This window comes from Pseudomonas sp. YL2 (assembly GCF_023063025.1).
Classification (GTDB): Bacteria; Pseudomonadota; Gammaproteobacteria; order Pseudomonadales; family Pseudomonadaceae; genus Aquipseudomonas; species Aquipseudomonas putida_A.
This window is the reverse complement of sequence record NZ_JAJSLU010000009.1, coordinates 70,923-83,765: the sequence shown is the minus strand read 5'-3', so window position 1 is coordinate 83,765 and position 12,843 is coordinate 70,923. Positions and strand designations below refer to the sequence as shown.

The 12,843-nt window shown below is 65.5% G+C and carries 1 protein-coding gene (cut by a window edge); it reads left to right on the top strand.

Annotation, left to right across the window (positions count from 1 at the left end; all coding sequences use genetic code 11):
- Positions 1–229 precede the first annotated feature (229 nt).
- Positions 230–12,843, top strand: partial view of a non-ribosomal peptide synthetase gene (locus LVD08_RS14625; protein ID WP_247268492.1) — the 5' portion only. Its footprint extends 400 nt past the window's final position; 12,614 of the gene's 13,014 nt are visible here — the first part of the coding sequence; its start codon is at positions 230–232; the stop codon falls past the right edge of the window.

Below are 12,843 nucleotides of genomic sequence, written 5' to 3'. Positions count from 1 at the left end.
GCTCCCCCCCGAGGGGGGGGGACGGTGGGGTGTTGAGGGCGACTTTCCCCCCGTATGCGCGACCAAGCCCGCTCCCACAGGGGTATTGCGGCGACCGAGCCTGTGGCTTGTCCCCGCTTCCCATGTCAGCCCCCCAGGCCCCGATGTTTTAGTTTTTCCAGGCTGCGCACAGCAGGCACGGACTCGCGGCTGCGCGCTCCTTTTTCTCGTATTTACAGCAGGTTATCCCATGCATTTCAGCGAACTGATGGCTGTTCTTTCCACCCATGCGATCCGCCTTCAACAGGAAGATGAAGACCTGGTCATTCTGGGCAGCGACGACGCGCTGGACGATGCGTTGTGGGACAGCCTCAGCGAACACAAGGCGCAGTTGCTGGAACTGGTCGCGCAAAACGGTGGCGACTGGCTGAGCCCGGCGTTTCGCATCACCCCGGACATGCTGCCGCTGGTGACTCTGGATCAACCGACCATCGATCGCCTGGTCGCCAAAATACCCGGCGGCGCCGCCAACCTGCAGGACATTTACCCGCTGGCGCCGCTGCAGGAAGGCATGCTCTATCTGCACCTGTCGGCGCCCGCCGGCGACCCGTACGTGTCGCAAGCGCGATTCGCCTTCGACAGCCGCGAACATCTCGAAGCCTTCGCCGAGGCGCTGCAATGGATGATCGAACGGCACGACATTCTGCGCACTTCCTTCGTCTGGGAGCTCCTGGACGAACCGCTGCAAGTGGTGCAGCGGCAGGCTCGTCTGCACTGCGAAGAAATCGCCCTCGACCCGGGCTCGGATGTCCTGACGCAACTGCTGGAGCGCCACGACCCACGGTTCTTCCGCCTCGACATCCAGCAGGCGCCGCTGCTGTGTCTGGTGTACGCCATGGATCCGGCCAACGGGCGCGTGGTCGCGCTGTTGCTGTTCCATCACCTGATCATGGACCACGTCGCGCTCGACGTGGTGCGCCGTGAAACCCGCGCGCATCTGCTGGGCCAGACCGCGCAGCTCGGGCCGCCGGTGCCGTACCGCGATCACCTGGCCAAGGCGCGCATGGGCCTGGACGAGCAGGTTCACGAAGCGTTTTTCCGCGAGATGCTCGCCGATATCGACGAGCCGACCTTGCCCTGTGGTCTGCAGGATGTGCAAGGCGACGGCCAAAGCATCGAAGAAGCTGTGCTGATGCTCGACACCGACTTCAGCCGGCAACTGCGTGGCCAGGCGCGTCAGCTCGGCGTCAGTGTGGCGAGCCTGATGCACCTGGCGCTGGCGCGGGTGCTCGGCCAGTTGTCGGGCCGCACCGCCGTGGTGTTCGGCACCGTGTTGCTGGGGCGAATGGAGGCGGGTGAGGGCGGCGAACAGGCGCTGGGGATGTTCATCAACACCTTGCCGCTGCGCGTGGATGTCGGGCAGGACGGCGTGCGTGCCGGGGTGCTGGCCACCCATCGACGTCTGACCGCGCTGCTCGGCCATGAGCAGACCTCGCTGGCCCTGGCCCAGCGTTGCAGCGCGGTGGCGGTGCCGACGCCGTTGTTCAGCGCGATCCTCAACTATCGCCACAGCAGCAGCGAAGAGATCGCCGAGGTCAGCGAACTGGCCCCCGGCGTGCAAGTGCTGGGCGCCCGAGAGCGCACGAACTACCCGCTGACGATCAACATCGACGACCTCGGCGAAGACTTGCGCATCACCGCGCTGGCGGATGCGGCGCTGGGTGCCGAACGCATCGCCGCTTACCTGCACACCGCGTTGCACAGCCTGCTGCAGGCCTTGCAATCGACCCCGGATGCACCGCTGCAACGCCTGAATATCCTGCCGGCGGCCGAGCGCGAATACCTGCTGCACGGGGTCAACTCGCCGTTGCCGCAGTTCCCGGAAACCCCGTTGATTCACCAGCAGTTCGAAGCCCACGCGGCGGCGCGCCCCGAGGCCACAGCGCTGCTGTTCGAGGAGCAGACGCTGAGCTATGGCGAACTCAATCGCCGCGCCAACCAACTTGCGCATCACCTGCTGGCGCGGGGGATTCGTCCGGATCAGCGCGTGGCGATCTGTGTCGAGCGCGGCCCGCAAATGCTCATCGGCCTGCTCGGTATCCTCAAGGCTGGCGCCGGTTACGTGCCGATCGACCCGGCGTATCCACTGGAGCGCATCGCCTACACCCTGGAGGACAGCGCCCCGGTGGCGGTGCTGACCCAGGCCGATACGCTGGATCGGGTTGGCGCGCTTGGCGTGCCGATCATCGATCTGGACAGCCTGCAGTTGCAGGCTGAACTCAGCAGCAATCCGCAGATTCCCGAGCTGAGCCCGAGTCATCTTGCCTACGTGATCTATACCTCCGGTTCCACCGGGCTGCCCAAAGGCGTGATGGTCGAGCACCGCAACGTGGTGCGGCTGTTTTCCGCGACCCACGACTGGTTCAACTTCAACCCGCAGGATGTGTGGGCGCTGTTCCATTCCTTCGCCTTCGACTTCTCGGTCTGGGAAATCTGGGGTGCGCTGGCGTTCGGCGGACAATTGTTGCTGGTGCCGCAGGCGGTCAGCCGCTCGCCGGACGACTGCTACGCGTTGCTGTGCCGCACTGGCGTCACCGTGCTCAATCAGACCCCGAGCGCCTTCCGTCAACTGATCGCCGCGCAGGGCCGCAGCCCGTTGCAGCACTCGTTGCGCGAAGTGATCTTCGGCGGCGAAGCCCTGGAACCGGGCCTGCTCAAACCGTGGTACGCGCGGGTCGGCAATGCCGGTACGCGGCTGGTGAACATGTACGGCATCACTGAAACCACGGTGCACGTGACCTATCGCCCACTGCAGGCAGCGGACGCGTTACTGGTCGGGCGCAGCCCGATTGGCGTGGGCATTCCCGACCTGCAACTGTACGTGCTCGACGCGCAGCGCGAACCGGTGCCGGTCGGCGTGATCGGCGAGTTGTACGTCGGTGGCGCCGGGGTTGCCCGAGGCTACCTCAATCGTGAAGCGCTGACTGCTGAACGCTTTATCGCCGACCCGTTCAGCGGCCGTGCCGAGGCGCGCCTGTACAAGACCGGCGACCTCGCGCGCTGGTCAGCGGATGGCAGCCTCGAATACCTGGGGCGCAACGACGATCAAGTGAAGATCCGTGGTTTCCGCATCGAACTCGGTGAAATCGAAGCTCGCCTCGCCGCCTGCGCCGGGGTGCGCGAAGCGCTGGTGATCGCTCGCGAAGACAGTCCCGGTGACAAGCGTCTGGTCGCCTACTGGCTGGCCGCCGAAGGCGCTGAGCCGAGCGCCGCGCAATTGCGCGACGCGTTGCTGCAATCGCTGGCCGACTACATGGTGCCGAGCGCGTTTGTGCGCCTCGACGCGTTGCCGCTGACCACCAACGGCAAGCTCGATCGCAAAGCCTTGCCGCAGCCGGACAGCGATGCGTTTGCCCGGCGCGGTTTCGAAGCCCCAGTGGGGGAAGTCGAAACCCTGATTGCCGGGATTTGGCAGACCCTGCTCTGTGTCGAGCAGGTCGGGCGGCACGACAATTTCTTCGAACTCGGCGGCCATTCGCTGTTGGCGGTGAAACTGATCGAGCGCATGCGTCAGCACGACTTGCAGTGCGACGTGCGCGTGCTGTTCGGCCAGCCGAGCGTTGCGGCACTGGCGGCGACCTTGAGTCACAGTCACGCCCTGCGGGTGCCGGACAATCTGATTGCCGCCGATTGCACGCGGATCACCCCGGACATGCTGCCCTTGGCCACGCTGGATCAGGCCGCCATCGACCGCGTGGTCGCCAGCGTGCCCGGCGGCGTTGCCAACGTGCAGGACATTTACGGCCTGGCACCGCTGCAGGCGGGGATTCTCTACCACCATCTGGCGACCAGCGCCGGTGATCCCTACGTATTGCAGGCGCAATTCGCCTTCGCCGGTCTGGCGCAGATCAAGGCCTTCGTCCGTGCGTTGAATGCGGTGATCGAGCGCCACGATATTCTGCGCACCAGCGTGTTCTGGGAAGGGCTTGAAGAGCCGGTGCAAGTGGTCTGGCGCGAGGCGCCGCTGGCGCTGGAACGGGTCGATGCCGACCTGCTTGAGGGCGATGTGCTGGAGCAGATGCAGGCGCGGTTCGATCCACGGCACTACCGCCTCGACCTGCGCCGGGCGCCGCTGATGCGTCTGGCCTACACCGAAGACCGTGAGCAGCAGCGCTGGGTCGGCATCCTGTTGCTGCACCACATCGTGCTCGACCACACCGCACTGGAAGTGTTGCTGGCGGAAATGAACGACAGCCTGTACCCGAGCGGCGCCGAGTTGCCGATGCCGGTGCAGTACCGCAACTACGTGGCGCAGGCGCAACAGCACGCCGATACTCAGGCGCACGAAGCGTTCTTCCGCGACATGCTCGGCGACATCGACGAGCCGACTGTGGCCTTCGGTGTGCACGACGTACATGGCGACGGCAGTAGCATCGTCGACAGCGAGCAGGTGCTGGACGCCGGCGTGGCCGAGCGCCTTCGCGAGCAGGCGCGCCGCCTCGGCATCAGCGCGGCCAGCCTGGTGCACCAGGCCTGGGGCCAGGTGCTGGCGCAGGTTTCGGGGCGTGAAGAGGTGGTGTTCGGCACCGTGCTGCTCGGACGCATGCAGGGTGGCGAGGGCGCCGATCGCGCACTCGGCATGTTCATCAACACCTTGCCGTTGCGGGTCAGTGTTGGCGCGACTGCGGTGGAGCAAGGCGTGCGGGCTACTCATGAGCGTCTGGCGCAATTGCTGGCGCATGAGCAGGCCTCGCTGTCGCTGGCCCAGCGTTGCAGCGGTGTTGCCGCGTCGCTGCCGCTGTTCAGCAGCTTGCTCAACTATCGCCACAGCGCGGCGGAAACGACAGGCGTGGCCTGGGACGGGATCGAGATTCTCAGCTCGCGCGAGCGCAGCAACTATCCGCTGGTGGTCAGCGTCGACGACCTCGGCACCGGTTTCCGCCTGAGCGTGCAGGCGGTGCCGCAAGTGGACGGCGCGCGGGTCTGCGATTACCTGCAAACCGCGCTGCACAATCTGCTGACGGCGCTGGAGCACACGCCAGCAATGCCGCTGCGGCAGATCTCGGTGCTGTCGCCGAGCGAACGCCAGCGGGTCCTGGTCGGTTTTAACATCACCGGTCGCGACTATCCGCCAGCGCAAACCGTGCAGCGTTTGTTCGAGGCCCAGGCGGCCGCGCATCCGGAGGCCTTGGCGGCGCTGCAAGGTACCCGGCAGTTGAGCTATGGCGAGCTCAATCAGCGGGCCAATCGCCTGGCGCATCACCTGATCGGCCTTGGCGTGCAGCCCGATGACCGGGTTGCCCTGTGTGCCGGGCGCAGCCCGGACATGCTGGTCGCGCTGCTGGCGATCCTCAAGGCCGGCGCCGGTTATGTGCCGGTCGATCCGGCGTATCCGGCGGAACGCATCGCCTATCTGTTGCAGGACTGCGCTCCGGTGGCGGTGGTGGCGCAAGAATCGACTCGCGATCTTCTCGGTGGCGTGCCGGTCATCGATCTGGACCGCGACCTCTGGCAGCACCTGTCGGATGCCAATCCGCAGGTGCCGGCATTAACCCCGAACCATCTGGCTTACGTGATTTACACCTCCGGCTCCACCGGCCAACCGAAAGGGGTGATGGTCGAACATGCCACCCTGGAAAACCTCGTGCACTGGCACGCTGAAGCCTTCGACTTGCGGGCCGGCAGCCAGACCGCAAGCGTCGCCGGCTTCGGTTTCGACGCGATGGCCTGGGAAGTCTGGCCGGCACTGTGTGTCGGCGCGACCTTGCATCTGCCGCCGCCGTCGATCCGCAACGAGCACCTCGACGAGTTGCTCGACTGGTGGTGCGCGCAGCCGTTGCAGGTCAGCTTCTTGCCGACGCCGGTGGCCGAATATGCGTTCAGCCGGCAGTTGCAGCACCCGACCTTGCGTACGCTGCTGATCGGCGGCGACCGCCTGCGTCAGTTCAGTCGCGCGCAAACCTTCGACGTGATCAACAACTATGGCCCGACCGAAGCGACGGTGGTCGCCACCTCGGGGCCGGTCGAACTGAATCAGCCGCTGCATATCGGTCGGCCGATCGCCAATGCCAAAGTCTATGTGCTGGACGCCGAGCAGCGCCCGGTGCCGGTGGGTGTGGCGGGCGAGTTGTATGTCGGCGGGGCGGGCGTGGCGCGCGGTTATCTGAATCGCCCCGAGCTGAGCGCTGCGCAGTTCCTCTTCGATCCGTTCAGCGACGAGCCGCAGGCGCGCATGTACCGCACCGGCGATCAGGCGCGTTGGCTGGCCGACGGCAACATCGAGTACCTGGGGCGCAACGATGATCAGGTCAAACTGCGTGGCGTGCGTATCGAACTCGGTGAAATCGAAGCCGCGCTCGGCAGTCACGTTGCACTGCAGGAAGTGGTGGTGCTGGTTCGCGATGGGCGGCTGATTGCGTGGTTCACCGAGCGCACGGCGGTCGATATTCAACAGTTGCACACGCATTTGCAGGCTCGCTTGCCGGATGCGCTGTTGCCGTCGGCATACGTGCGGCTGGACGCATTGCCGTTGACCGCCAACGGCAAGATCGACCGCAAGGCCTTGCCGGAGCCGGAGCAGGGCGCGTGGCTCAGCCGCGAATATGAAGCGCCACAGGGTGCGGTGGAAACCGCGCTGGCGCAGATCTGGATCGACGTGCTGAAAGTCGAGCGGGTCGGGCGCCACGACAACTTCTTCGAATTGGGCGGGCATTCGCTGCTGGCGGTGAGCCTGATCGAACGCATGCGTCAGATCGACCTCGCGGCCGACGTGCGCGTGCTGTTCAATCAGCCGACCCTGGCCGCATTGGCCGCCGCTGTGGGCAGCGGTCGCGAAATCGAGGTGCCGGCCAACCGCATTCCGCCGGGCTGCACCCGCATCACCCCGGACATGCTCAGCCTGACCGAACTCGATCAGGCGAGCATCGAGCGCGTCGTCGCCACCGTGCCGGGCGGGGCTGCCAACGTGCAGGACATCTATCCGCTGGCACCGTTGCAGGAAGGCATTCTTTACCACCACTTGAGCGCCGAACAGGGCGATCCATACCTGCTGCAATCGCGGCTGATCTTCGACAGCGTCGAGCGCTTGCGCACCTTCAGCCAAGCCTTGCAGCAGGTCATCGCGCGCCACGACATTCTGCGCACCAGTGTGGTCTGGGAAGGGCTGGTGAGTCCGCAGCAAGTGGTCTGGCGTCAGGCGCCGCTGGTGGTGCAGGCAGTGCCGCTGGATCCGGCGCAGGGCGACATCCTCGAGCAGTTGCACGCGCGCTTCGACGCCCGGCACAACCGCCTCGACCTGAGCCAGGCGCCGCTGATGCGCATCGTCTACGCCGAGGACCCGGCGCAGCAACGGGTGGTGGCGATCATCCTGTTCCAGCACCTGATTCTCGACCACACCGCCATGGAGGTGGTGGGCCAAGAGATGCGCGCGTTCATGTTCAACCAAGCCGACAGCCTCGGCACGCCGATGCCGTACCGCAACTACGTGGCGCAGGCGCGTCTGGGCGCCAGCGAGCAGGAGCACGAAACGTTCTTCCGCGACATGCTCGGCGATATCGATGAACCGACCCTGCCGTTCGGCCTGCACGATGTGCAAGGCGATGGCGGCGACATCGAGGAGGCGCAGCAAGCCGTCGATGCCGGGTTGACCCTGCGCCTGCGGGAACAGGCGCGGCAGTTGGGTCTCAGCCCGGCGAGCCTGATGCATCTGGCCTGGGCGCAGGTGCTGGGCGTGCTTGCCAACCGCCGCGACGTGGTGTTCGGCACGGTGCTGTTGGGTCGTTTGCAGGGCGGTGAAGGCGCGGATCGCACCCTCGGCGTGTTCATCAATACCTTGCCGCTGCGGGTGGATGTCAGCGAAGGCGTGCGCGCTGCGGTCAAGACTACCCACGCACGGCTGACCGCGTTGCTGGCCCATGAACACGCGCCATTGGCGCTGGCCCAGCGTTGCAGCGCGGTGTCCGGGGCGCCGCTGTTCAGCGCCTTGCTCAACTACCGGCATACCGCTGCCGAAGCGCAGCCGCGTGACGGTCAGGGCATCTGGGAAGGCGTGCAATTGCTCGGCGGCGAAGAGCGCAGCAACTATCCGCTGACCCTCAGCGTCGACGATCTCGGCGAAGACTTTTCCCTGTCCGTGCTGGCGTTGGCGCAGATCGGCGCGCAACGGATCTGCGGCTACATGCACACCGCGCTGGAGCATCTGGTGCACGCGCTGGAGCAGGCGCCACAGCGTCCGCTCAACCGTTTGCCGATTCTTTCGGTCGAGGAATACGAACGCCTGGTGGTCGGTTTCAACCCGACGGCGGCGGCATACCCGCGTGGGGCGACGATTCAGACGCTGGTGCAAGTGCAGGCCGAGCAGCAGCCACAGGCGGTGGCGGTGGTGCAGGGCTCGCAGCAACTGACCTATGCGCAACTCAATCAGCAGGCCAATCGCCTGGCGCATCACTTGCTCGGCCTCGGCGTGCAACCGGACGACCGGATTGCCGTGTGTCTGCAACGCGGCCCGCAGATGCTGGTGGCGCTGCTGGCGATTCTCAAGGCCGGCGCCGGTTATGTGCCGGTCGATCCGGCGTACCCGGCGGAACGCATCGCCTACCTGTTGCAGGACAGCGATCCGGTGGCGGTGCTGGCGCAGGGCGCGACCCGCGAGTTGCTGGGCCGGGTGCCGATGATCGATCTGGACCACGTCCTCTGGCAACACCTGCCGGAGACCAATCCGCAAGTGCCGACGCTGACCCCGGCGCATCTGGCCTACGTGATTTACACCTCGGGCTCGACCGGCCAGCCGAAAGGCGTGATGGTCGAACACGCGACCCTGGAAAACCTTGTGCACTGGCACTGCGAGGCGTTCGACCTGCGCGCCGGCAGCCACACCGCCAGCGTCGCCGGTTGCGGTTTCGACGCGATGGCCTGGGAGGTCTGGCCGGCGCTGTGTGTCGGCGCGACCCTGCACCTGCCGCCGCCGTCGATCAGCAACGAACACCTCGATGAACTGCTCGACTGGTGGCGCGCGCAGCCGTTGCAGGTAAGTTTCCTGCCGACGCCGATTGCCGAATACGCCTTCAGTCGTGAGTTGGGTCACCCGACCTTGCGCACGCTGTTGATCGGTGGCGACAAGTTGCGGCAGTTCTCGCGTGGGCAGACGTTCGACGTCATCAACAACTACGGCCCGACCGAGGCCACGGTGGTCGCGACCTCCGGGCAAATCAATACCGGACAGCTGCTGCATATCGGTCGGCCCATCAGCAACGCCCGGGTTTACCTGCTCGACGAACAACAACGTCCGGTGCCGGTTGGCGTGGCGGGCGAGCTGTACGTCGGTGGCGCGGGTGTGGCCCGTGGTTATCTGAACCGTCCCGAGCTGACCGCCGAACGCTTCCTCGAAGACCCGTTCAGTGACGAACCGCAGGCGCGCATGTACCGCACTGGCGATCTCGCGCGCTGGCTGGCCGACGGCAATATCGAGTATCTGGGACGTAACGACGATCAGGTCAAACTGCGCGGCGTGCGGGTGGAACTGGGGGAAATCGAAGCTGCGCTGTCCAGCCATCAAGCGGTGCAGGACGCGGTGGTGCTGGTGCGCGAGGCGCTCTTGATCGCCTGGTTCACCGCGCGCACTGCGGTAGAAATCGAAGAGCTGCGCCAGCATCTGCAAGCACGTTTGCCGCAGGCACTGGTGCCCGCCGCCTACGTGCGCCTGCCGGCGCTGCCGCTGACCGCCAACGGCAAACTCGACCGCAAGGCCTTGCCCGAACCGGATCAGGACGCGTGGCTCAGCCGCGAATACGCAGCCCCGCAAGGGCCGGTGGAAACCGCGCTGGCGCAGGTCTGGGCCGAGGTGTTGCAGGTCGAACAGGTCGGGCGGCACGACAACTTCTTTGAACTGGGCGGGCATTCGCTGCTGGCGGTGAACCTGATCGAGCGCATGCGTCAGCTCGGTCTGAGCACCGACGTGCGCGTGCTGTTCAGCCAGCCAACCCTCGCCGCACTGGCCGCCGCCGTCGGCAGTGGTCGCGAAGTCGCGGTGCCGGCCAACCTGATTCCACTCGGTTGCACGCATATCACTCCAGACATGCTGACCCTGCTGCAACTGGATCAGGCCAGCATCGAGCGCATCGTCGCCACGGTGCCAGGCGGGGCCGCCAATGTGCAGGACATTTATCCGCTGGCGCCGTTGCAGGAAGGCATTCTTTATCACCACTTGAGCGCCGGGCAGGGCGATCCGTACCTACTGCAATCGCGCCTGGCATTCGACAGTCTTGAACGCTTGCAGGCCTTTGCCGCCGCGCTGCGTCAGGTCATGACCCGGCACGACATCCTGCGCACCGGCGTGGTCTGGGAAGGGTTGGCGATGCCGGTGCAAGTGGTCTGGCGCGAAGCTCAACTGCCGGTGCAGGAAGTCGCACTCGACCCGGCCGCCGGTGATGTTCTGGCGCAGTTGTATGAGCGCTTCGACGCGCGGCATTACCGCATCGACCTCAGTCAGGCGCCGCTGATTCGCCTGGTTTACGCGCAGGATCCGGCCAACGACCGGGTGGTCGCCATGCTGCTGTTCCATCACATCGCCATGGACCACACGGCGCTGGAAGTGGTGCAGCAGGAACTGCAGGCGCTGCTCTTCGGTCACGGCGAAGCCCTGATCCCCGCCGTGCCGTATCGCAATTACGTGGCGCAGACCCGGCTGGGCGTCAGCGAGCAGGAGCATGAAGCATTCTTCCGCGCGATGCTCGGCGAGATCGACGAGCCGACACTGCCGTTCGGTCTGCTGGACGTGCACGGTGACGGCCATGACATCGAAGAAGTCCGTCAGCGCGTGCCCGAAGCCTTGGCGCGGCGCTTGCGCAGCCAGGCGCGGCAGCTGGGCGTGAGCGTCGCGAGCCTGTTCCATTTGGCGTTTGCTCAGGTATTGGCGGCGACCTCCGGACATGAGCGCGTGGTGTTCGGCACCGTGCTGCTGGGGCGGATGCAGGGCGGTACCGGTGCTGATCGCGGTCTGGGGATGTTCATCAATACGCTGCCGCTGCGGGTGGATCTGGGTGATGTTTCGGTGCGTGCCGGGGTGCGCGCCACCCATGCGCAACTGACGGCATTGCTCGGCCATGAACATGCGTCACTGGCCTTGGCCCAGCGTTGCAGCGGGGTGGCCGCGCCGTCGCCGCTGTTCAGTGCGATGCTCAACTACCGGCACAGCGTCAGCGCAGAACAGTTGCAAGCCAATCGCCTGGCCTGGCAAGGCATCGAAAACCTCTCCAGCGAAGAGCGCACCAACTATCCGTTGAGCTTCAACGTCGATGACCTCGGTCAGGGCTTTGATCTCACGGCCATGACCCCTTCGCAGATTGGCGCGGCGCGGGTGTGTGGCTACATGCAGCAGGCGTTGGCGGGGCTGGTCGAAGCGCTGGAGCAGACACCGCAGCAGGCGTTGAATCGTCTGTCGGTGCTGGCGGATGCCGAGCGTCAACATCTGCTGTTCGGCCTGAATGCCACCGAGGTCGATTACAACCTTGAGCAGACCATTCACGGCTTGTTCGAAGCGCAAGTGGCGCGCACGCCTTGGGCACCAGCGGTAGTCGCAGATGGGCAGCCACTGACTTATGCCGAACTCAACGCCCGAGCCAATCAACTGGCGCGGCACCTGCGTGAGTTGGGTGTAGGCCCGGATGCGCGGGTGGCGATCTGCGTCGAACGCGGACTGGACATGGTGGTCGGGCTGCTGGCGATCCTCAAGGCTGGCGGCGGTTATGTGCCGCTGGATCCGGCGTATCCGCTGGAGCGTCTGGCGTACATGCTGGAGGACAGCGCGCCGCTGGCGGTGCTGGTGCAGGGGACGACGCGTTCGTTGCTCGGTGACGTTTCGGTGCCGGTGATCAATCCGGATCAGCCGCATTGGCAAGCGCTGCCGACGGACAATCTTGCGATAACCGAACTGGCCCCGCAGCACACCGCGTACGTGATCTACACCTCCGGCTCCACTGGCCAGCCGAAAGGCGTGATCAACGAACACAGCGGGGTGGTCAACCGTTTGCTGTGGATGCAGGACGCCTATCAACTGACCGCCAGCGACACGGTGCTGCAGAAAACCCCGTTCAGCTTCGACGTCTCGGTCTGGGAGTTCTTCTGGCCGCTGATGACCGGCGCGCGACTGGTCATGGCCCGGCCCGAGGGGCACAAGGATCCGCAGTACCTCAGTGAAGTGATCGAACGCGAACGCATCACCACGCTGCACTTTGTCCCGTCGATGCTCGACGTGTTTCTCGCTCACGCCGACACCGCACGTTGCAGCAGTCTGCGGCAAGTGATGTGCAGCGGCGAAGCGTTACCGGGCAGCGTGGTGCGACGTTTCAAACAGCAACTGCCGGGCAGCGAACTGCACAACCTGTACGGCCCGACCGAAGCCGCAGTGGACGTCACCGCGTGGAATTGCGCCGGACCTCTGGAAGGCACCCCGGACAACACGCCAATCGGCAAACCGATCGCCAACACCCGCATGTACATCCTCGATGCCCAACAACAACCGGTGCCGCACGGTGTGGTCGGCGAGCTGTACATCGGTGGCGTGCAGGTGGCGCGCGGTTATCTGAATCGCCCGCAGTTAAACGCCGAACGCTTCCTCACCGATCCGTTCCAGGCCAATGGGCGGATGTACCGCACCGGCGACGTCGCCCGCTATCTGCCGGACGGCAATATCGAATACCTGGGTCGCAACGACGATCAGGTGAAGATCCGTGGCCTGCGCATCGAACTCGGTGAAATCCAGGCACGCCTGACCCGGATCGACGACATTCAGGAAGCCGCCGTATTGGCTCGCGAAGACGTGCCGGGGGACAAACGTCTGGTGGCGTACTACACCGGCGCACGCCTGGA